At 30.0% G+C, this 20,652-nt stretch carries 22 protein-coding genes, 1 tRNA gene and 1 pseudogene; 6 read left to right on the forward strand and 18 right to left on the reverse strand.

What is annotated here, in order from left to right:
• The first annotated feature begins 81 nt into the window (after positions 1 to 81).
• The gene (locus tag FYJ26_RS02430; RefSeq protein WP_154539277.1) at positions 82 to 510 is read left to right on the forward strand and encodes a Fur family transcriptional regulator; all 429 of its coding nucleotides are present in this window, start codon (positions 82 to 84) and stop codon (positions 508 to 510) included.
• A gap of 188 nt (positions 511 to 698) precedes the next feature.
• On the forward strand, positions 699 to 902 hold the full coding sequence (locus FYJ26_RS10985) for a transposase (protein ID WP_320595436.1): 204 nt from the start codon (positions 699 to 701) through the stop codon (positions 900 to 902).
• 140 nt (positions 903 to 1,042) lie between these two features.
• Here FYJ26_RS10985 and FYJ26_RS11425 read toward each other — a convergent pair whose 3' ends face one another.
• The 7 genes and pseudogenes from FYJ26_RS11425 to tnpA form a co-directional block, all read right to left on the reverse strand.
• Complete coding sequence (locus tag FYJ26_RS11425) at positions 1,043 to 1,162, reverse strand: IS3 family transposase (RefSeq protein WP_154539279.1); 120 nt, start codon at positions 1,160 to 1,162, stop codon at positions 1,043 to 1,045.
• Between the two features lie 186 nt (positions 1,163 to 1,348).
• Complete coding sequence (locus FYJ26_RS11430) at positions 1,349 to 1,456, reverse strand: DDE-type integrase/transposase/recombinase (protein WP_407654226.1); 108 nt, start codon at positions 1,454 to 1,456, stop codon at positions 1,349 to 1,351.
• A gap of 212 nt (positions 1,457 to 1,668) precedes the next feature.
• Positions 1,669 to 1,926 carry a transposase gene (locus FYJ26_RS11435; RefSeq protein ID WP_412030664.1) on the reverse strand — a complete coding sequence of 86 codons (258 nt, stop codon included), beginning with the start codon at positions 1,924 to 1,926 and terminating at the stop codon, positions 1,669 to 1,671.
• Positions 1,927 to 2,065: 139 nt separating this feature from the next.
• Entirely contained in the window at positions 2,066 to 2,200 is a 135-nt protein-coding gene (locus FYJ26_RS11330) for a transposase (protein ID WP_176269534.1), read from the reverse strand.
• A 293-nt stretch (positions 2,201 to 2,493) separates the two neighbouring features.
• Positions 2,494 to 3,765 (reverse strand): dicarboxylate/amino acid:cation symporter, encoded by a 1,272-nt coding sequence (locus tag FYJ26_RS02455; RefSeq protein WP_154539283.1) that lies wholly within the window; start codon positions 3,763 to 3,765, stop codon positions 2,494 to 2,496.
• Positions 3,755 to 4,606, reverse strand: coding sequence for an SDR family oxidoreductase (locus FYJ26_RS02460; protein ID WP_154539285.1), 852 nt, complete (start codon positions 4,604 to 4,606; stop codon positions 3,755 to 3,757). The genes FYJ26_RS02455 and FYJ26_RS02460 overlap by 11 nt, the downstream gene beginning before the upstream one ends.
• Before the next feature lie 213 nt (positions 4,607 to 4,819).
• A pseudogene (gene tnpA / locus FYJ26_RS02465) lies at positions 4,820 to 5,302 on the reverse strand (IS200/IS605 family transposase).
• A 436-nt stretch (positions 5,303 to 5,738) separates the two neighbouring features.
• On the opposite strand from tnpA, the gene FYJ26_RS02470 reads away from it, so the two are divergent.
• A complete protein-coding gene (locus tag FYJ26_RS02470; RefSeq protein ID WP_154539287.1) occupies positions 5,739 to 6,335 on the forward strand; it encodes a DUF4230 domain-containing protein in 597 nt (198 codons plus the stop codon).
• A 12-nt stretch (positions 6,336 to 6,347) separates the two neighbouring features.
• Here the strand turns inward: FYJ26_RS02470 and FYJ26_RS02475 are convergent, their stop codons facing one another.
• Positions 6,348 to 7,004, reverse strand: a complete 657-nt coding sequence (locus tag FYJ26_RS02475; RefSeq protein WP_154539289.1) for a YczE/YyaS/YitT family protein — start codon at positions 7,002 to 7,004, stop codon at positions 6,348 to 6,350.
• 121 nt (positions 7,005 to 7,125) lie between these two features.
• On the opposite strand from FYJ26_RS02475, the gene FYJ26_RS02480 reads away from it, so the two are divergent.
• Both FYJ26_RS02480 and FYJ26_RS02485 read left to right on the forward strand, forming a co-directional pair.
• A complete protein-coding gene (locus FYJ26_RS02480; protein WP_154539291.1) occupies positions 7,126 to 7,635 on the forward strand; it encodes a nucleoside 2-deoxyribosyltransferase in 510 nt (169 codons plus the stop codon).
• A 395-nt stretch (positions 7,636 to 8,030) separates the two neighbouring features.
• Positions 8,031 to 8,726: a DUF542 domain-containing protein gene (locus FYJ26_RS02485; protein ID WP_154539293.1), complete on the forward strand. Its 696-nt coding sequence runs from the start codon at positions 8,031 to 8,033 to the stop codon at positions 8,724 to 8,726.
• A 367-nt stretch (positions 8,727 to 9,093) separates the two neighbouring features.
• Here FYJ26_RS02485 and FYJ26_RS02490 read toward each other — a convergent pair whose 3' ends face one another.
• The 9 genes from FYJ26_RS02490 to FYJ26_RS02530 all read right to left on the reverse strand — a co-directional run bounded on the left by FYJ26_RS02490 (position 9,094) and on the right by FYJ26_RS02530 (position 17,360).
• Positions 9,094 to 9,360, reverse strand: a complete 267-nt coding sequence (locus tag FYJ26_RS02490; RefSeq protein WP_154539295.1) for a DUF6275 family protein — start codon at positions 9,358 to 9,360, stop codon at positions 9,094 to 9,096.
• Positions 9,361 to 9,564: 204 nt separating this feature from the next.
• The gene (locus FYJ26_RS02495; RefSeq protein ID WP_154539297.1) at positions 9,565 to 9,699 is read right to left on the reverse strand and encodes a toxin-antitoxin system HicB family antitoxin; all 135 of its coding nucleotides are present in this window, start codon (positions 9,697 to 9,699) and stop codon (positions 9,565 to 9,567) included.
• Between the two features lie 196 nt (positions 9,700 to 9,895).
• Positions 9,896 to 10,117, reverse strand: a complete 222-nt coding sequence (locus FYJ26_RS02500) for a DUF1871 domain-containing protein (protein ID WP_154539299.1) — start codon at positions 10,115 to 10,117, stop codon at positions 9,896 to 9,898.
• Complete coding sequence (locus tag FYJ26_RS02505) at positions 10,117 to 10,857, reverse strand: DUF4258 domain-containing protein (protein ID WP_326831234.1); 741 nt, start codon at positions 10,855 to 10,857, stop codon at positions 10,117 to 10,119. The genes FYJ26_RS02500 and FYJ26_RS02505 overlap by 1 nt, the downstream gene beginning before the upstream one ends.
• Positions 10,858 to 11,411: 554 nt before the next feature.
• Positions 11,412 to 11,485, reverse strand: a tRNA-Arg gene (locus tag FYJ26_RS02510).
• Positions 11,476 to 12,276: a metallophosphoesterase gene (locus tag FYJ26_RS02515; RefSeq protein ID WP_154539303.1), complete on the reverse strand. Its 801-nt coding sequence runs from the start codon at positions 12,274 to 12,276 to the stop codon at positions 11,476 to 11,478. The genes FYJ26_RS02510 and FYJ26_RS02515 overlap by 10 nt, the downstream gene beginning before the upstream one ends.
• Positions 12,276 to 14,087 carry an NAD(+) synthase gene (gene nadE, locus FYJ26_RS02520; protein ID WP_412030661.1) on the reverse strand — a complete coding sequence of 604 codons (1,812 nt, stop codon included), beginning with the start codon at positions 14,085 to 14,087 and terminating at the stop codon, positions 12,276 to 12,278. The genes FYJ26_RS02515 and nadE overlap by 1 nt, the downstream gene beginning before the upstream one ends.
• Before the next feature lie 93 nt (positions 14,088 to 14,180).
• Positions 14,181 to 15,422 (reverse strand): FprA family A-type flavoprotein, encoded by a 1,242-nt coding sequence (locus FYJ26_RS02525; protein ID WP_154539307.1) that lies wholly within the window; start codon positions 15,420 to 15,422, stop codon positions 14,181 to 14,183.
• A 12-nt stretch (positions 15,423 to 15,434) separates the two neighbouring features.
• Entirely contained in the window at positions 15,435 to 17,360 is a 1,926-nt protein-coding gene (locus FYJ26_RS02530; RefSeq protein WP_154539309.1) for an acyl-CoA dehydrogenase family protein, read from the reverse strand.
• A gap of 373 nt (positions 17,361 to 17,733) precedes the next feature.
• Between FYJ26_RS02530 and FYJ26_RS02535 the strand changes: the two genes are divergently transcribed.
• The gene (locus FYJ26_RS02535; RefSeq protein WP_154539311.1) at positions 17,734 to 18,957 is read left to right on the forward strand and encodes an FprA family A-type flavoprotein; all 1,224 of its coding nucleotides are present in this window, start codon (positions 17,734 to 17,736) and stop codon (positions 18,955 to 18,957) included.
• 171 nt (positions 18,958 to 19,128) lie between these two features.
• On the opposite strand, the gene FYJ26_RS02540 is transcribed toward FYJ26_RS02535, so the two are convergent.
• A complete protein-coding gene (locus tag FYJ26_RS02540; RefSeq protein ID WP_154539313.1) occupies positions 19,129 to 20,637 on the reverse strand; it encodes a 4Fe-4S dicluster domain-containing protein in 1,509 nt (502 codons plus the stop codon).
• Positions 20,638 to 20,652: the final 15 nt, after the last annotated feature.

Consider the following 20,652-nt stretch of genomic DNA (forward strand, 5'->3'; position numbering starts at 1 on the left):
TCTTGCAAATCATTTGCAGTGAATATTATATTATTATTTTATTTTTTGTCAATATGGTATATTATTAAAATAGAGGTGAAAATGGTGAATATAGAAGAAATACTAAGAGACAAGAAGTTGAGAGTTACCAAAAAAAGAATATTAATTTTAGAAATTATTATTGCAAATGAAGAACCTGTTTCTGCTGAAGAAATTTTTGATATATGTAAAAAAAAGAATAAAAATCTAGATCTATCAACTATTTATAGAAATCTAAATACAATGGCTGATGAAAATCTTCTATTAAAAAATACAAATTCAGACGGTATATCATATTTTCAATTAAATGATATTAACCATAAACACTTCATAACTTGCATAAGTTGTAATAGGAGGTTTATTTTAGATAATTGTCCTATACATAATATAGAAGACGAAATAGAATCAGAAACAGGCTTTTTGATAAAAGGACACAATTTTGAATTTACAGGAATATGTCCTGATTGCCAAAAAAAGCTCAAAAAAAATTAGGCCAGATGGCCTCAGATTGTCGACAAAGAGATTGTGTAAAGCACCAACAGAAGAACTAGTCTTAACAAACCTAGACATATTTGAAGATAAGTGATGTAAAAAGTATCCTATGTGTGTAAATTCATGGCAAAACAATTGGACTTAAACTTCTAACCTACTTCAAATACCCAGAAGGAATAAGAAAATTAATACATACAACAAAGACAAAGGAAAACTTCAATAGACAACTAAGAAAAGTAACTAAAAATAAAACAATATTTCCAAATGACTGCGCACTACAAAAAAGCTTGTACCTTGCAATGGTAGATGCCTCAAGCAAATGGGCAAGTAGAATTTGTGGCTGGGATCAAATCTTATCCCAATTATCAATATTTTTTGAAGGGAGGTTTTAAAAACAGGTAAAAAAACTATAAAATCAGCTGCAAATTTTCATGAAAATTTGACAGTTTGTTAAGTTCATATAAAATTAAGATAGGCTCCATTCCTATAGGAATGAACATCTATTGATACACAAAACTATTTACAGACCCACTCAGTATAATTTTTTGTCAAATAAATCAGTTCTTAACTCATCCAAAGACTCATATGACCTTCTATTTGTACATTCCTTCTTCAAAAACTTAAAGAAAGACTCACAAAACAGTATTATCATAATGATATCCCTTTTTAGAAAAAGAAGCTGTAATGCTTAATTCATCAAGTAAATTTTTAAAATCATGCCCGTATATTGGCTACCTTGGTCAGAATGAAAGATAAGATTTTCAGGATTACCACTTCTTATAAAGGCAGACTTAAGAGTATCACAAACAAGACTTGATTTTATAGAAAAATCAAGCTTCTAGGAAACTACACTCCTAGAAAACAAGTCAATAATAACACAAAGATAAGCATGCCTTCCATTAACTTTAAGATAGGTAATATCTAAAACCCAAACACAATTAGGCATACTGGAAGAAAAATCTTGTTTAACTAAATTTTATCTAGAAGCACTATCATTTACACTAACCCTTCTATTAGACTCAGGAGCATAAAAATGCTTGTAATAAGTAGACCCATTAACATTTAAAACCCTACAAAGAGTAGATAATTTATGCTCAAACCTAAGAGTGTGAATAGCATTTAATCGTTCTTTGAATATGGCAATGGCTTTTTTTAAAATTAAATTTTTTTCTCTAAGATAGCATTTCTTTTTTGCAATACTTTAATTTGCTTAGCAGTAAAAACCTCGCCAGTCTCAGTAGAAACACTAGCATACAGCTTAGTACATTTAGCAACGGTAGAAACTGAAACACCATACTCTCTAGCGAGAGAATTAATGGAGCGACCATTCTCATGAAGAGAAACAATGGACATTTTAAAATCTTCATCATAACGTTTAATAGTCCTAAAAGACCTCCTAACAATACAATAAAATATTTCGCATCATTTGTCTAGACAAATGACCTACAGTTCTATTTATTTGTCTACTTTTTTGACTATGTTCCATGTGTTTTGCATACATTGATACTATTTGATTTTCTATGTTGAAAATATCTTTTTCATATTTCCTTAAAGTCTATGGTTTAAAACTTCCTTCTCTATCTCGTGGAATAGATATATCTATGTTGCCATATGATGACCTAACTCTTTTCTTGCTGGAACCATTTCTTGTTTTTATACTTAGTGTTTTTTGACGGTATTTATAGTATATATGCTCATCAAGTTAGGACTTTAATATTTCCTTCCATTGTGCTATCTAAAAGTTCTTTAGGTTCTTGTTGAATATCTTGTATATTTTGGGATTGATATTCTTAAATTAATATTTTCGCTATTTTACTTACTCTTGTTTATGGTCTTTTTCTTGGCATAAAAATTCCTCCTGATTAGCTTTTCTTTATCCCAATCAGGAGGTCTATATACACAAAATTTTACACAGTCTCCTAGAATTTCACTTCTAACTCATTATAAATTTATCTATACTATGAAAGCATTAAAAACCTATTTTTATGTTCTTTTATTAAATTTCTCTTTATCGAAATTTCCTACAGTATTTGCAACTATTATTGTACCTGCAGCATCTCCTGTGATATTAATAGCTGTCCTTGCCATATCAAGAATTCTATCTATACCCATAATCATTGCTATACCTTCAACTGGAAGTCCTACTGAAGTAAGTACCATTGAAAGTGTTACTAGACCAACTGATGGTATACCAGCTGTACCAACTGATGCTATAGTTGCTGTTAATATTACTGTTAAAAAGTCATTTAAACTTAAGTTAATTCCATAAGCATTTGCTATAAATACAACAGCTACACCTTGCATTATTGCTGTACCATCCATATTTACTGTAGCTCCTAATGGGATAGTAAATGATGATATTTTTTTATCTACACCTATGTCTTCTAAGGTTTGTATATTTATTGGTACAGTTGCATTAGATGAAGCTGTAGAAAAAGCAAAGGTCATTACTGGAAAGTACCTTTTCAAGAAAACAAAAGGATTTATTCTTACAAAAACGGTAAGTAATAATAAATAGACTACAAAAAGCTGGAATCCTAAACCTAATATAACTGACGCCATATAGGATAACATGGATAAGATTACATCATATCCTAAATTTGCAAAAGTTCTTGCAATAAGGAAAAATACGCCTATTGGAGCAATTTTCATAACTGCCATGGTCATGCTCATCATAAGATCATTCATTTCAGTTATAATATTTCCTAAAGTTTCCATCCTATCTTCCATTCCAGCTATCAAAAGTCCGACTATAACTGCAAATATTATTATTTGTAGCATGTTTCCCTTTGCTAAGGCTTCTATTGGATTGGTTGGAATCATATTAAGAATTGTATCTTTCATTGAAGTTTTCTCAGCTGTCTCCATTGCAAATTCATTTGATCCAAGACTCATATTCATTCCCTTACCAGGTCCAATTATTGATGCTATAATTAATGCAATAACTATAGCCAAAGCTGTGGTTAATAGATAAAATGATACTATTCTTATACCAACCTTACCTAAAGTCTTCGTATCTCCCATATTTCTACAACCATCTGCGATTGAGAAAAATACTAGAGGGACAACAAGCATTTGCATAGCCCTTATAAACATTTGTCCAATCACATAAAAGACCCCTTCAATTAGGATGTCATCTTTGATATGTCCTGCTGGTACAAAGTAGTGCATTATAATTCCTAGTATCATACCAGATATAAGTGCTATAAATATTTTTGAAGTAAGACCTGTTTTTTTATTTACTTTACGCTCCATAGCCGTACTCCTTTCTTAGATAGTCTTCTAGGGCATCTTCCCAAGATTTAAAAGTATTTTTACCTAGTAAGTCTAGGAAGTAATTATCCATCCCCCTAAAAGCAGGTTCAAATTCTACCCTATCACTATCCCTAATTTCTTCAATTTCTGCTTCTATCTTTGTAAAATCTATTATTTTTTGGGCAAAAGTTTTAAAAGAACAAGTTCCTCCACATGAAGCGTGATATATTCCATAAGCATTTGTACCCATTATGGATAATAAAAATTTCGTAAGTTCGTAAGTGGAAGTTGGTGATCCATATCTTGATTTAGGAACTTTAACAAGACCACTTTTGGCTTGTTCAATAATTTTTTCAACTAAGTTATTTTCTCTAGAATAAAGTCTTGATACTCTAACTATGAAATAACTATTAGCAAATGTTTTTACAAACTCTTCACCCAAATATTTACTTTTTCCATAAACTGTTTTTGGCTTTGGTGTATCAATTTCCTTATATGGATGAATTGTTTCTCCATCAAATACATCGGCTGTCGATAAGTGAACTAATTTTGCCCTTACTCTATTGGATGATATGGCAATATGTTTTGCTCCCAACGCATTTAATAAATATGCCTTATCTGGATTATCCTCACATTCTTGTCTTTTAGAAAGTCCAGAGCAGTTAATTATAATTTTTGGTCTATTTCTATCTATAAATAAATTAACTTCATTTTGATTTGTAATATCTACTTCTTCTTTATCTGTAGCTATAATTTCAGCTTCCAGTGGATCTAGGTATCTAACTAAGGTAGAGCCTAATCTACCATGAGCACCTGTTATCCATATTGTATTTATTCTCATAGTTTTTCCTTTCTAAATATATTAATATATTGTATTATATCATATTGCAATTAATTTGTCATTTATTTTTTCTAATAAGATTTTGATTATATATAAATCAAAACTACCAGCTTAGCTGGTAGTTTGCACAGCTCCTATAAGGCGCGAATATAGGCACGCCCCTATTGGGGCTGTCGAGTATTCTGTCACATGCAACACTATCCCAACTACTGCTTAAGCAGTTTTTTTATTTTTTTTATTTACTGACTCTCCCGTGAACGGGTCATAGTACTCTTTTATACTTATTTGGTCTGCATAGTAATCTTCTTTTAATTGATTTTGTATATATTCTTTTATTTTCTTTTCATTTCTTCCTTCTGTATCTACATAATATCCTCTGCACCAGAAGTGTCTATTTCCTTATTTATATTTTAAGTTAGCATAACGATCAAAGATTATCAGTGAACTTTTGCCTTTTAAATATCCCATTATTTGTGATATCGAATATTTTGGTGTGATTTCCAATAGCATATGCACATGATCTGGGCAAAGCTCTGCTTCAATTATATTTATTCCTTTTCTTGTACATAGTTCTCTGAGTATACTTCCTATATCTTTTCTTAATTGTTTGTATATTACTTGTCTTCTATATTTCGGTGCAAAAACTATATGATATTTGCATCTCCATTTGGTATGTGATAAAGTGTTTTTGTCCAACTTATCCTCCTTTATTTAATTGTGCATGTGACTATCACAATTATACTTTTTGGAGGATTTTTTGGTGCTTGAAGCTAAAGCTTAATTCCTCCATCTGCATAGCAGGTGGTTTATTATTTCGCTCGCATTCGCTCACTCAACTCACTAAAGTGCACAAAATAAACCCAGAAGGATAGGCTAAGAAACCTATCCTCCTGGGCTTTTATCCCTCTGGTGTAATACTTTCAAAAAAATATCGTACCGCTTGGTCTTGAATTAACAGATCCCTAGGTACACTTTCGCCCAATTTTCTTGAGCTTATCCTTAGTTCATGTTCATAATACCAAGGTAAAAATTAAAAGTCAAGAACAATTTCAAACTTTTTAAAACATCTTAAAATTCTCAAGTTGAAAATTTTAAGATAAGGGTATAGTGATAAATAATTGGAGGAGGAGTTATGAGAAATTCATTAAGTAAAAAAATCAAAAATATATTAACAATACTTTTATTATTAGCTCTTATATTTCTTGGATTTAAATATTATAAGGAAAATCAAAAAACTAGAATAGATGATAAAATAATCACAAGTAAAATTGAAGGAGTTAAAGAATTAACTACACTTAAATATTCTTATACAAATATGGCTCAATTTGAAAATTCAAATAAATTTAATGGATTTGATATACCCTTTACCCAAAAGAAATTTATAGTAGCATATGATGGTCTTATTAATTTTGGAGTCGACTTAGATGATATGGATATAAGTATTAGAGGAAAGAATATTGATATAAGTCTTCCTGATTCAAAGGTTCTTTCCCATGAAATTTATGAAGATTCTTTGAAAGTTTTTGATCAAAAAACTTCTATTTTTAATCCAATTAAGGTAGAAGATTATAATGATTTTTCTAAAACTCAAAAGAAAGTCGTAGAAAAAAAAGCTATAGATAAAGGCTTACTTGATGAAGCCAATAAAAAATGCAAGAAAGCAATTGAAGAGATACTTAATGTAGATGCGAATCTTGAAGAGTATAAAATAAATATAAGTTTTAAATAAGGGATACCTCCCTTATTTTTTTATATTTAGTATTGAAAGCAAAGGATCATTTATATGTTTTAAGATAATATTTACTATGGAACCTGTAAGTAGGGCCGATAGAATTGTCCCCTCTCTTGTTCCCTCTATACTTCCAAAAAATATTAGTGACAAAATAACTGAAAGTATTACACATGATGTATCAAATCCAATCTTAACCTTACCAAAATCTAAATCTTTTTTCTCAGATATAACTTTGACAAAAGCCTCTCCAGAATTTAAGATAACATCTGCTACAACAGTTATACTTATACCAAGACTTAGGATAAGAATACCTATAATTAGAAAAATTAGAGATTGTAGGTAAGAGTCAATTCTGAAATTAGATATAAAATAGAGTCCTAAATCTGTAAAGTATCCAAATAAAAACGAAATTGGAACTTGTATAAGTTGATATATTTTAAAATTCTTTCTAAGAATCAAAATTTGACCTATAATTAATAATATGTTCCATATAATAATGAATTTTCCAAGGCTAATATCTGTCGTTTTTATACTAAAAACATTAGGTATTGATGATATTGGAGTAACTCCAAGTTCTGCAAACTTTATCATTGCAATTCCAACACTCATAATAAAAAGACCTAAAATAAATAGTCCAATTCTTTTAAGAAAATCAATTTTATTCATTGAATCCCACCTTTATAATATTTATTTTTATAACATTATACTTTGATTGTTAATGATAGTAAATTTTAAAAATTTTTTTGATATAATATAATTAGTATATGATTATAAGGAGGATAAGTAAATGAAAGTATATTTAGGATGTGATCTTTTCACAGAAGGTCAAAGATGGCAAGCTAAAGAAATACAAGAAAAAATAGAAAAAGAATTTCCAGAAATTGATTTATACAATCCTGCAGATAATGAGGATATAAATGATAAATCAAAAGGATTCGCTGCAAATTATGAGATACTTTTAGCAGATTATGATAGACTTAAAAAATCTGATATATTAATAGGCCTTATGGATACCAAAGATTTGGGTCTTGCAGCAGAAATGGGCATAGCCTTTGAGAGAGGTATGGCTATTTTTCAACTTTATACTGATATTAGACTTGAAGGAAATGAAAAAGATGATAAATTTAATGAAATGAAAAATGATATATTTCAGAATGATTTCTTATATATAAATAAACTTGTTACAGGACTTTCCTATGCTGACAAGAAGGGAAATATATTTGAAAAACCAAGAATTTATCATAAAAAAGAAGATTTAATTAAAGATGTAATATCATATATTAAAGAAAATAAATAAACAAAACTATCAGCTTAGCTGGTAGTTTGAATAACCTATAAAATATGAATACTGGCAACAATATCCAAATTTTGATATTTACCCTCTTTACTGGACAATGAACTTAGCCCCAAAAGTCGGACATAAAAAAACAATTTGGAAGGTCAGTTTAGAATATAACAATTATAGTTTTTGTAGTTTTTTTGTTGCTTGAAGCTAAAGCTTAATTCCCCCACCTGCATAGCAGGTGGTTTTTTGTTTCACTCGTGCTCGCTTAACTCACTAAAGTGAAACAAAAAAATTAAATAAAACTAAGATGTTTATCTAATCTTTCTACAATCTATTTCTGTAACTTTAGTTACAGAAATTTTTTTATATTTATATTATTCTATATATAGAAAAAGAAAGGAAGTATTATGAATGAAATAAAATTAGATGATAGATTAAATGATATAGTAAAAAAATTACCACAAAGTATAGATTATTTCAACAAAAAAGATATTGACTATTGTTGCCATGGAGATGACAGTCTTAAAATTGCAACAGAAAAAAGAAAGCTAAATCAAGATAAAATACTAAGTGAACTTAAAGAATTTATAAAAGAAAATAAAAGTATCAAAAACTTAAGTATTGATGAATTTAAAGATAAAAATACCAAAGATAAGATAAGTCATATAGAAAGTTACCACCATGACATAGAAAGAGAGATGCTTGAAGATATCGACAAACTTTTAAGTAAGATTCTTCTAGTTCATTATAAAAATCATGGATATGAGCTAAAAGAGACCTATACTATATTCTTACAAATAAAGGGACACCTAAAAGCTCACCTTGCAAAAGAAGAAAAAATTACCTTTCCTAAATTTGAAAATCTAGATTGTGAAAATATACTTTCACATATATATGACCTAGAAAAAGAACACGAAGATATGGGAGACTTAATAGGAAATCTAAAAAAAGTCACAAAAAATTTCACCCCACCAAAAGATGCCTGTAACACTTACAAACGTGCTTTCTCAAAACTAAAAGAGCTAACAGAAGATATTTACCTTCATATATTCAAAGAAAACTCTATACTTTTTAAAGAAATAAGAAGAGAAAGTCTCATATAAAAGCTGTTGCAATCTAAGGTGACTATAAAGTTAGACCTAATGAAATGAGACTGTGTAAAATTTTGTGTATCAGCTCACAAGCTATCTGATATATACCCTCCTTACTGGTTTGTCCAGTAAAGAGGGTACACTTCAATCAGGGGGGAGCTGACACACAAAACTTCTCAAATAGCCAAAGTTATAATAATACTTGTAAAACACTCACAACAATATATATAGTGTACTTCCTATCAATTTATCTTACCTCTTCTGCCATAATTACCTCCATAATTTAAAGTTATAATGCTTAACTATCCTTAAAGTTTAACGTCATTAAAGCTTGGACAATAAAAAAGACGGTACAAACCGCCTTAATTAATTAATTATTTTATCCTATTAGTTCTCCATTACTAACTAATATGTTTTCTTGCTTTTTATAAATATCAAAATAAGTTTCTTGTTTATCTCCATTATAAGTACACTCAACATACACACCATCAAACAAGGTGGTAGAAATCAACACTTTATTATTTTGCAAAGTCTTACAAGACCAAACCACAAAAATATCTTCAATCTCTAAACTTTTACCAAACTTTTCAGAATAATATTTTATAAGCCATTCCTTACATGCTTTTTGAAACTTGTAACTATCCATATCTTTCTCCTTTGATTAATTTCTAAAACGATGGTATAATATAAACAAAACAAGACACATATGTGACCCCCTTAAAAGGAATTTCCTTCGGGTCGCACCATGTGTCTTGTTGATTTTTTTAATTTTTATGGTATATTTATTGTAAATAAAGACTAATCACTGTCCGTGAAACCTTATGGTGGAGATGGTGGTTAGTCTTTTTCTTTACTTGTTTTTAAAATATTCAATTAATATTAACCTTACTAATGCAGCCATTGATAAGCTCTTTTTATCAGCTTCTTCTTTAATTTTTTTGTGCAATTCTTCAGGTATTTTAAAATTTAACACTTTATCTGCCATTAATCCCTCCTCGCACTACAATAATACTACTGTTTTAGTAGTGCGTCAAGAAAGAAATTAAATAATAGATAAATTCGTACTAAAAAAGCACATCCTAACTCGAATGTGCTTTAAACATAGGTGGGACTGCCTCCTCTCCCACATTTCTATAAAATAGCGTTATCGGCAGATTTCTTAACCTCTATGATTAATTCTATTATACTAATTCTTTTGCAATTTCCAAAAAGTTTTTCTTGTTTTCATCATAAATAACTTCTACATCAAAAATACTCTCTAAAAATTTTGCTAAGTTATCAATATTTTTATCATATTTTATAAAACTCTTAATTTGCTTTATCTCGTAGTTATACTCATCTTGAGGTGCATAAGGAAATAGAGAATATGGATCCCATTCCTTTATAATATTATCTATCTTCATCACTTATCATCTCCAAATAACTTTTTTACAATATTTTTCATATTATCATCAAAATCTTTTTCACTCCATGTTGTTATCAATTTACCATCTTTTCGCAATATTACAACACCTTTTGGCGATACATAAGCGTATTTTTCGTTTGGAATTTGCTCCACGCTTTTACCATTTTTAATAATATCTTCAACTAATGTTTTACTAATATTCCTAGATTCCATTTTTTCAAATGCATGAATTGATGATAAATCCCAATCAACATCTAAATCATCAACATCAACTACATTTCCAAATTTGCCCAAGTCAATTTTATCATCAAAATAAGCAACAGTAGTACATCTACACCTTGGATGCCAAAGTGGAATATTATCCCCCTCCACTGCCTCTGATATCTTCACAATATCACCGTCGTGAGGACTACAATGATGACAAGCCGTAGGCTCTGTCATTACTTCTAGATACTCATATCCACCTTCTTTATAAGCGTCTATTTGTGTTTGAATCCATACCCTGCCGCTTTCTGTATAGGCTAACCTTTCAGTAGCACTTGTGATATTTTTAATATCCTTACTAACTAAATCCCTTAGTTTTCTTGCAAACTCTCTAGGATTTTTACCTTGAATTACAACCGATTCAATATTTCTTTCAATTCGTCTTGATAATTCCCTCGTATCTCGCCAAACCCTATCAGAAAAATGGGCATTGTAATAATCTTGACTAACAATAAGGCTTGTCCTTCTTTCTATTCCTCTTTAGTCTATATAATATATACTTGACTAAGAAAAGAAGAAATCCTACCTTAAAGTACAAGACATAGACTTTTTTTAAAAAACCTTATAGTAAACAAAAATCTATCCAAAGCAAAAAGGTCATAGCAAGTCCTAAAACCAAAAGTTCATATAAAACTATTTCAATAAGCAAATCATTTAAGATAATGACATCTAACACAATTAGAATCAAGAATATTAAATATAAAAGAATACATCTGTATTACTCAATCAGGTGACTTAAAATACTAAACAGTTCAAAAAAAGATTTGAAAGAGTAATCAAAAAATACAAATCAATAAAAATAAAACTCCACTCTTTAAGACACACTAACGTATCTTTGTTATTTGAAGTAGGGATAGTATCAAAAATTTACAATATAAACTAGGTCACAGTACAGCGAGAATATCTATATTCATATAACCAAGGCATAAGAAGAAAAAAGCGCCGAAAAGTTTCAAAAATTCATGCTAACATAAGAACAAAAAATAAGATAGCTTGTAAATACTAAAAATAAGCTATCTTATAAATAATGGCACGCCAGAGAGGAATCGAACCCCCATCTTAAGCTTCGGACACTTTTGTTTTACCATTAAACTACTGACGCTTATTAATAGTAATATTTGAAAATTGTATCCTATTTAAAAACCTTAAATTCATGAGGGTATTTCCTAGCCCTGAATCAATATATATTGTCGTATTTTTATATCTCTTTACTCCCTTATCAAATTTGGGAAAAACTCCTTCTCCAGGAGCAAATAAGGCCCCTATAAAAGGAATTCTAACCTGACCACCATGGGTATGACCTGAAAATACAAAGTCCATACTATCATCTATATTATCTCTTACATTTTTTGAGTAATGGCTCAATATTATATTTAAACTATTATCTTCAGGTTCATATTTACTAAAATCATAATTGTAATAAGTAATACCATATACATATACTAAATTATCTTTAAGTTTTAAAATCTCCCCTTCATTTTTCAGATAATCAATATTTAACATCCCAATTTCACTGATAAACTCATCAAGCATAGGTCCTGCTTCTTCATGATTACCAGTAATATAATACGTTTTTATACCGAGGCTTGATATTTCCTTTAGAAAATCAACTGCCTTATCAAATTTTTCTTTTACTCCATAATCATTTATATCTCCTGTGAGAATAATAATATCTGGATTAAATTTTAATATCTTATTCTTGAAATAATCCATATTTTTTAATACATTGGAATGAAAGTCGCTTACCTGAGTGATTTTTAACTTCTTATCTACTTTATCACTTAATAAATTTACCTTAACTTCTTTAGCCCACCTACATTGATAATATATGTATAGGTAAAGACCAAGAGCTAATAGTAAAATCAAAAATAATATTAATATTAAGTTTCTCATTATATAGTTTCTAAGCTTTCTACAAATATTTTAGAACTCATATCTGATGGTAACATAAATCCAGTCCTAGGAGAAAAAGATATCTTAGTTATAGCTGGTCCATCAACAGATACTGACCTTTTGAATTGACTATTTGTAAGCCTCTTATAAAAGGATATTAACCACTTTTTAATAGTTTCTTTGCTATATTCTTCTTTAAAAGCTACACTTGCTTTTTTATAAATTTCTTTTGCACTAATATTATTTAAAAATTCATATGTGAAAAAGTCTATAAGTTCATAAGGTCCTATTATATCTTCTGTCTTTTGGCTTATGTTTCCATCATCATTGCTTTTAAGTTCTGGTGATATAGGGGTTTTTAGAATATCATCTAATACTTGCCTTAAATCTTCATTTTCTGTAACTTCTACAAGGTATGAAACTATATATCTTAGTTCAGTTTTTGTAAGTGATGAGTTTAGGGTATAAGATGACATATGATCGCCATTGTAGGTTGCAAAACCTTGAGAGATTTCTGACTTATCTCCTGTCCCAATTACCAATGCATTTTTCATATTACCTATATCAAAAAGAATTTGGGTTCTTTCTCGAGCTTGAGAATTTTCATATGCAATATCTTTAGTTATGCCATCATGTCCTATATCTTTTAAATGAAGATTTACAGAATCTTTTATAACTATTTCATTAAGTTTTATGCCCAAAGCTTCGGATAGTTTATAAGCGTTTGATTTTGTTCTCTTGCTTGTACCGAAAGCAGGCATGGTATAAAGATGAATATTTTCAAAAGGTAAATTCACCTTTTTAAAAGCATGGACTATAAATAAAAGTGTCATGGTTGAGTCAAGACCACCACTTAATCCTAAAATTACATTTTCACACCCTATAGCCTTCATTCTTTGTATAAGAGCTGATGAAACTATGTCAAATACATCTTCTACATACATTTTCTTATCACAATCTTTTGGAAGATATGGAAATTTATCATAATATTCTAAATCATTTACTAAATTATTAAAGTGATGCCCATCTAGAAATTCTTTTTTGTTAAGGTCAAATCCCTTTACTATATCCACACTTTCGTTTCTCTTATAGTTTTTGATTTTTCCATCATTTGCTATAATATTTAATCCTTCATATACAAAGTCTGTTGAGCTTTCTCCCAAACCTGAATTTGCTGATAAATAAAGTGTATTTTGGGATAAAAATTCTATTTTATTCTTAACATCATTAAAAGAGCCTGCATATCTAATATATGATGCTGGATTTAGGACTATATCAATTTTATCTTCACTTTTTGAAATAAGAGAATCAGCGATTTCCTTATACTCATTCTCCCCAATAGAAAGTGCTATATTCAGACCATCTATATTTATTGATTTTTGATTGAAAATTACAACAAAATCATCTTCTACGTTAATACAGTCTATTTTTTTAGTAGAAAAGATATTTTTTTCATAATCTTTTAACTTATCTTTAGTAAATGCTCCCAAGATATCTCCAGATTTAATAAGTAAGACTGTATTAAAAAGATCATAGCCATCTTTTATTACAAGACCTATACTAAATATTAGGTCATAATCTTTAGAAAATCTCTTTAAGTCTATCAAAGCATCCTTGGATTTTTTTATAATTTCTTCATTTTTATACCCATCATAAAGGCTTGCTCCTATTAAGGATAACTCTGGGAAAAGTAGGATATTTACCCCTTCTTTTTCAGCCGCTTTTATAGCTTTTTTTATTATTTCTTTATTATAGGATATATCTCCTATTTTTATTTCAAAGTTACTTGCTCTTAATTTTAAATAATCCATCAATAAAACCTCTCATAAAAAGTCTTTACTTTCTAATTATATCTTTTTAGAAAAAAACTGCCACAGTTTCCTGTGGCAATTTTGTTTTTATTTTTATTTCTTTTGTTCTTTAGCTTTTTGGATTTCTTCTCTTCTTTTCTTCATAGATTCAAATATACCATCAACTAATGCATCCATATCAGCTTCTTTATTAGATTTAAGTGATGAAACTATATTAACTTGTTCTGGAAGAACGTCTATTAATTTCATTTCTTCATCTAAGAATTTTTCCATCTTATCAGCTGCTGTTGGTGCCCATGTACCGTTATCCATTAGTGATACTGCCCTATTTTGGATATTTAGTGCTGCCATATCATGGATAAAGTCTTTCATCTTTGGATAGATACCAAGGTTATATGTTACTGAAGCAAGTACTATATTTGAATATTTAAATGCATCAGCTATCAAATATGAAACATCTGTATTTGATACATCTCTTAAGGAAATATTTGTCATTCCTCTATCACATAATTTTGACGCTAGAGCTTGTGCAGCATATTCTGTATTTCCATACATAGATGCATAAGCTATTAGTACACCCTCTTCTTCAGGTTGATAGCTTGACCATTTATCATATTTATCAAGAATGTATCCAAAGTCTTTTCTCCATACTAAACCATGAAGTGGACAAATATATTTAATATCAAGTGTTGCAGCTTTTTTAAGTACTGCTTGAACAAAGGTACCATATTTACCAACTATGTTTGTATAGTATCTTCTACCTTCATCTAACCAATCTCTATCCCAATTAACTTCGTCTGCGAAAAGTCTTCCATCATTTGATTTAAAAGATCCGAAAGCATCTGCTGAAAATAGTACCTTATCTGTTAGGTCATATGTCATTAAAACTTCTGGCCAGTGAACCATTGGTGCTTCTACAAATGTATATTCATGCTTACCAAATGAGATTGAATCCCCTTCTTTAACTTCTATATATCTATCATCTATATGGTATCCAAATTGTCTCATAAATAATACAGCTTTTTCACTAGCAATTATTTTAACATTTGGATAATAGTGAAGAATTAATTCTATAGCAGAACAATGGTCTGGTTCCATATGTTGGATTATCATATAGTCAAGATCACGATCTCCTAAAACTCTAGATATATTTATGATATATTCTCTAGTAACAGCCCAATCTATTGAGTCAATTAATACTGTTTTTTCATCCATTAATAGGTATGAGTTATAAGATACACCATCTATAGGAAAAATATTTTCAAATAGAGCTAGTCTTCTATCGTCTCCACCTACATAATATAAGTCGTCTGTAACTTTTCTAACTGTATACATATATTCCTCCAACTACTTTCTATCTTCTGGTACATCCATTTTAATAAATTGATCTTTGGCTTCACCTGAAACTGGAGATACCCAATTATCTGGTAATTTATCAAATGGTGTTCCTGGTTCTATTCCATTTTCTGGATCTCCTTCTTCAGGATTGTATTCGTATCCAGAACCTGTATCTACATAGATTGGGTTTGTAGGTGCCATTTTTCTTGGTTTAGATCTTTTCATTTTCTTCATTGGTGGTGCTGGTTTCTTTTCTTCACCATTGTCAAGTTCTTTAATTAATAGTGGAAGAATTTCCATAGCATCACCTACTATACCATAGTCACAGTTTAAGAAGATTGGTGCATTCTTAGAGTTATTTATTGCAACTATTGTTGAAGCATTTTTAATTCCTTTTAAGTGTTGTCCTGCCCCAGATACACCTACACCTATATATAAGTTTCCTTTAAATGTTTGACCACTCATACCTACATATCTATCAAGATCAACATATTTTAATGTTTCTGCGACTGGTCTAGATGATGAAATAGCTGCTCCTGCTTGATATGCTAAATCTTCTATAAGTTTCATATTCTTTTTATCACCTATACCACGTCCAGCTACTACTATTCTTTCAGCTTCTTGAACAGGTGTATAAGGATCAATGCCTACAGTGAAGTCATATCCGTCCTTTTTAAGTGCTGCCACAAGGTTTTTAACTGCTTCTTTAGGATCTCCTTCATAGATTTCACGTTTTCTAACTCCTGCGATGGGTCCAGACTTCTTGTTTGAACCTGCCGCTTTCATCTTAGGTGCTTTTCCTACTGTGTGAGCTCCGACTACAACTCTCATTATTTCATTTGTACCTTCATAAATTTGTGTAATCTTTGCATCTCTGTAGAATCTTTCTACATCTATACCCTTGATAAATCCTGAACCACCGTATAATTGTAGAGCTTCTGATGTTATTTTCTCAGCTAAATCTGATGCAAATTGTTTTGCCATAGCTGCATCTGCTGAATATCTTTCGTGATTTTCTTTTAGTTCTGCTGCAGAATAAATCATAAGTCTTGCAGCTTTTAGATATGTTGCCATATCAGCAAGTTTAAAGGTATTTACTTGAAGATGAGCTATTGGAAGACCAAATTGTTCTCTTTCCTTAGCATATCCTAGAGCTGACTCATAAGCTCCTTGACCTATACCTAATGCTTGAGATGCTATACCAATCCTACCACCATCAAGGGTTGCCATAGCAATTTTAAATCCTTGTCCTTCTTTACCTAGTAAGTTTTCTTTAGGAACTTTAACATTCTCAAAATGAAGTTCTGCAGTTGTTGATGATCTTATACCCAACTTATCATAGTGGTCTGAGAAAGTAAATCCTTCGAAATCTTTTTCAACTATGAATGCAGATATACCATGAGTTCCAATACCAGGTGTTGTTACTGCAAATACAACATATGTATCAGCCTTAGGCGCATTTGTTATAAAGATTTTTTTACCATTTAATATATAATTATCGCCATCAAGTTCAGCTGTTGTTTCTGTACCACCAGCATCACTACCAGCATTTTCTTCTGTTAAACCAAATGCTCCAATCTTTTCCCCTTTAGCAAGTGGAATTAAATATTTTTTCTTTTGTTTTTCTGTACCAAAAGCAAAAATTGGCCATGTTCCTAAAGATGTATGTGCTGAACAAATTACACCAACACCTCCGTCTACTCTAGATAATTCTTCTACTGTTATAGCATAGCTTATAACATCAAGACCTTGACCACCATATTCTTTAGGATAAGGAATTCCTAAAAATCCTAATTTACCCATTTCTTTTACAATATCATCTGGGTATTCGTTATTTTGGTCTAAGTCAAAAGCAATTGGCTTTATTTTTTCTTCAGCAAATTCTCTTACTTTTTTACGTAAAGCTTCATGCTCTGCTGTTGTTTTAAAACGCATATATTCCTCCTAAAAAAATATAATATCCATTTTTCTTTACAGTATCATTCTATCTTGAAAATGTTTTTTTGTCAAATATATTTATTTTTTATATGTTTTAAGAATATTAATAAAAAATATTTGATATTTGTCAACTATCAAGTACCCCATTTAATATATATCCTAAATTTAGATTCTTAATCATTTTTATAAGATTCAAAATTTTTTCTCTACAATAGATATTAAAAATTTATTTTTCATATTATGAAAAAGTTTTTTTAATTTTTAAAAATATTTTAATTAGCTAATAAAGATTTTATTAATAATAGTTAAAAGATATTTATTTTTAACCTATTTAAGGTATAATATCTGTAGTAAAAATATTGGAGGTTATATGCAATTTACAAAAAAAGTTTATGAAAATATCTATTGGGTTGGAACCAATGATAGAGGACTTAAAAGATTTGAAAATATGTTCATTCTACCTAATGGTGTATCATACAATTCATATATTATAAAAGATGAAAAAAATGTTCTTATGGATGGAGTAGATTCTTCTGCCTTAAGAACTTTCTTAGAAAATGTTGACTATGTTCTTAACGGTGAAGATTTAGATTACATAATTGTTCAACATATGGAACCTGACCATTGTGGTTCTATTGACTTTATATTAAAAACTTATCCTAATTGTAAATTTGTAGGAAACGCTAAATCTATCAAATTTTTTAAACAGTTTTATCCAAACGATAAGTTTGTTGATGGTAGATTTATTGAGATAAGGGATGGGGATGAATTAAATATAGGCAAAAGAAATCTCAAATTTATATTTGCACCTATGGTACATTGGCCAGAAGTATTTATGACTTATGAAACTACTGAAGGATTATTCTTCTCAGCTGATGCTTTTGGTTCTTTTAATGTCATAGAAGGACACATTCAAGCTAAATACTATATTAATAATGATTCTTGGCTTGATGAGAATAGAAGATATTATATTAATATTGTCGGCAAGCATGGAAAAATGGTTACAAACTTATTAAAAAAAGTATCAGGTTTCAAAATAAACGCTATTTTCCCACTTCATGGACCTGTTTATGAAGATAAGGATTCTATTTCATTTATCTTGGATAAATATGACAAATGGGCAAACTTTAAACCTGAAACTAAGGGTGTTAATATTATTTTTTCATCTATGTATGGAAATACAGAGCTTGCAAGCGATCTACTTGCATCTAAGCTTGATGAACTCGGAGTTGAAAATATCAGGTTAAGAGATGTATCAGATATTGATTTTTCTTATATAATTGCAGATAGTCACAAATATTCTAATCAAGTTTTTGTTGCTATGAATTATAACGCTGAGCTTTATCACAAAATGGACGCTTTTTTAAGAGAACTTGTAGGTACAGGTTATAAAAACAGACATATTTCATTTATCCACAACTATTCTTGGGGTGGAAAATCATTAGATATAGCTAAGTCCATTCTTGAAAGTGGTAAACATAAATATATAGGAGAAGATTTTATTATAAATTCCTCCATGACTGAAAACCAAGAAAGAGACATTGAAAATTTAGCTAAAGCTATAAAAGAAGACCTAGACAATCAAGAAATTTAATAAGAATTAAAAATGGGATCATTGCACAACAATGAATTTAAAAATTTGCATGAAATCACAAGTAACTTTCTAGGCAATTGAGAACAAGAATACTTGCTAACAATTGCCATAGATAGACTTGTAATAAATTTGCAAAAATTAATTCATTTTGCAACATTCCCATTTTTATTATCAATCTTTTGGTTTATCTTCTTCTGGAATATTTTTATTGTCATATGGTGACTTATAGATTGACTCTTTAGCAAATTGTTTAACAGCCTTTGATGTCTTAAGTTCTGATATCAAGGTACCAGGACCTCCTACACATCCACCTACACACGCCATTCCTTCAAGAAGAAGCCCATCTTTTTTTCCTAATTTTGCCATTTGTGCAAGCTTTACACAATCAGCTAATCCTTCTGCTTTTTCTACTTTCACATCAAGATCTGGGTTAATTTCAGCAATTCTTTTTTTAACAGCTTCTGCTACCCCACCACTTACAGCATAGTTTCTTCCTGTTTCTGATGCATCTTGCCACTGTTCATCAATCTCTATTTCAGCTGGATCTATATCTTTTGCTAGAAACATTCCCATAAGTTCTTCATAGGTTATTACATAGTCTATAGTTTCTGCAACTTCTGGTCTTCTTGCTTCGAGTTTTTTAGATATACAAGGCCCTATAAAAGCAACTTTTGCTTCAGGGTCCATTTTCTTTATATGTTTTCCTGAATAAATCATTGGTGTTGAAGACTCTGAAATTTTATCATTTATTTCAGGGAATTTCTTCTTTACCATTAGTTTCCATGAATAACAACAACTTGTTCCCATAAATGGTATTTTATCTGGGACACTTTCTACATATTCATGAGCTTCATTTAATGTTGTAAGGTCAGCACCAAGCCCAACTTCTATAACATCTTTAAATCCAAGTTGTCTAATAGCTTCTTTTATTTGAATAGTAGATGCCATAGGTCCAAATTGTCTAACAAAGGATGGAGCAACTATAGCATAAACATGCTTATTAGTTAAAAGTGACTTAGCCAACTGGTAGATCTCTGTTTTATCAGATATAGCACCAAATGGACAAGCAGTTATACACCTACCACATGCTACACACTTATCTTCATCTATTTCAGCCCTACCAAGACTATCACTATTTATTGCCTTAACTCCACATGACTCAGCACATGGTCTTTTTGTATGAGCTATAGCATTATACGGACAAGCTTGAACACATTTACCACATTTTATACACTTATCTTGGTCTATAATAGAACCATCTGATGTATATGTAATAGCATTTTTTGGGCATACATTTACACATGGATGGGCAATACAAGCCTTACAAGTATTGGTTACCTCTACCTTGTTTTCAGCGCATGATTCACAGGCTATCTTTATAACAGAAACTAGGGGTGGTTCATACTTTCTTGTATCATAATCTTCATCATCTAGTCCATCTGTAATAGCTCCTGTCTTATCAGCAGTTCTTGCATCAAGACCTACTCCCATCCTTAGTCTTTCACCCATAACAGCTCTTTCCCTAAAGATATTTTCCCTATATGATGCCTCTTCTCCTGGAAGAATATCAAAAACTTCTGTAGCTATATCATATAATGGCCTATTTTCAAAGGCAATTTTAGCTATATGCTCAAACGCCATTCTTCTAATATTTAAAATATTTATGTATGTTTCTTTCATCTAATTAATCCAATC

Source organism: Anaerococcus porci (genome assembly GCF_009696575.1).
Classification (GTDB): Bacteria; Bacillota; Clostridia; order Tissierellales; family Peptoniphilaceae; genus Anaerococcus; species Anaerococcus porci.

What these genes read in the sequence shown, in the direction of transcription:
- FYJ26_RS02525 (WP_154539307.1), bottom strand. Translation starts at nt 15,422, where the DNA reads ATGTATACAGTTAGAAAAGTTACAGACGACTTATATTATGTAGGTGGA.
- FYJ26_RS02460 (WP_154539285.1), bottom strand. Translation starts at nt 4,606, where the DNA reads ATGAGAATAAATACAATATGGATAACAGGTGCTCATGGTAGATTAGGC.
- FYJ26_RS02535 (WP_154539311.1), top strand. Translation starts at nt 17,734, where the DNA reads ATGCAATTTACAAAAAAAGTTTATGAAAATATCTATTGGGTTGGAACC.
- FYJ26_RS02540 (WP_154539313.1), bottom strand. Translation starts at nt 20,637, where the DNA reads ATGAAAGAAACATACATAAATATTTTAAATATTAGAAGAATGGCGTTT.
- FYJ26_RS11425 (WP_154539279.1), bottom strand. Translation starts at nt 1,162, where the DNA reads ATGATAATACTGTTTTGTGAGTCTTTCTTTAAGTTTTTGAAGAAGGAA.
- nadE (WP_412030661.1), bottom strand. Translation starts at nt 14,087, where the DNA reads ATGGATTATTTAAAATTAAGAGCAAGTAACTTTGAAATAAAAATAGGA.
- FYJ26_RS02495 (WP_154539297.1), bottom strand. Translation starts at nt 9,699, where the DNA reads ATGGCAGATAAAGTGTTAAATTTTAAAATACCTGAAGAATTGCACAAA.
- FYJ26_RS11430 (WP_407654226.1), bottom strand. Translation starts at nt 1,456, where the DNA reads ATGCCTAATTGTGTTTGGGTTTTAGATATTACCTATCTTAAAGTTAAT.
- FYJ26_RS02515 (WP_154539303.1), bottom strand. Translation starts at nt 12,276, where the DNA reads ATGAGAAACTTAATATTAATATTATTTTTGATTTTACTATTAGCTCTT.
- FYJ26_RS02530 (WP_154539309.1), bottom strand. Translation starts at nt 17,360, where the DNA reads ATGCGTTTTAAAACAACAGCAGAGCATGAAGCTTTACGTAAAAAAGTA.
- FYJ26_RS02490 (WP_154539295.1), bottom strand. Translation starts at nt 9,360, where the DNA reads ATGGATAGTTACAAGTTTCAAAAAGCATGTAAGGAATGGCTTATAAAA.
- FYJ26_RS02430 (WP_154539277.1), top strand. Translation starts at nt 82, where the DNA reads ATGGTGAATATAGAAGAAATACTAAGAGACAAGAAGTTGAGAGTTACC.
- FYJ26_RS02480 (WP_154539291.1), top strand. Translation starts at nt 7,126, where the DNA reads ATGAAAGTATATTTAGGATGTGATCTTTTCACAGAAGGTCAAAGATGG.
- FYJ26_RS02470 (WP_154539287.1), top strand. Translation starts at nt 5,739, where the DNA reads ATGAGAAATTCATTAAGTAAAAAAATCAAAAATATATTAACAATACTT.
- FYJ26_RS02455 (WP_154539283.1), bottom strand. Translation starts at nt 3,765, where the DNA reads ATGGAGCGTAAAGTAAATAAAAAAACAGGTCTTACTTCAAAAATATTT.
- FYJ26_RS02475 (WP_154539289.1), bottom strand. Translation starts at nt 7,004, where the DNA reads ATGAATAAAATTGATTTTCTTAAAAGAATTGGACTATTTATTTTAGGT.
- FYJ26_RS02485 (WP_154539293.1), top strand. Translation starts at nt 8,031, where the DNA reads ATGAATGAAATAAAATTAGATGATAGATTAAATGATATAGTAAAAAAA.
- FYJ26_RS02500 (WP_154539299.1), bottom strand. Translation starts at nt 10,117, where the DNA reads ATGAAGATAGATAATATTATAAAGGAATGGGATCCATATTCTCTATTT.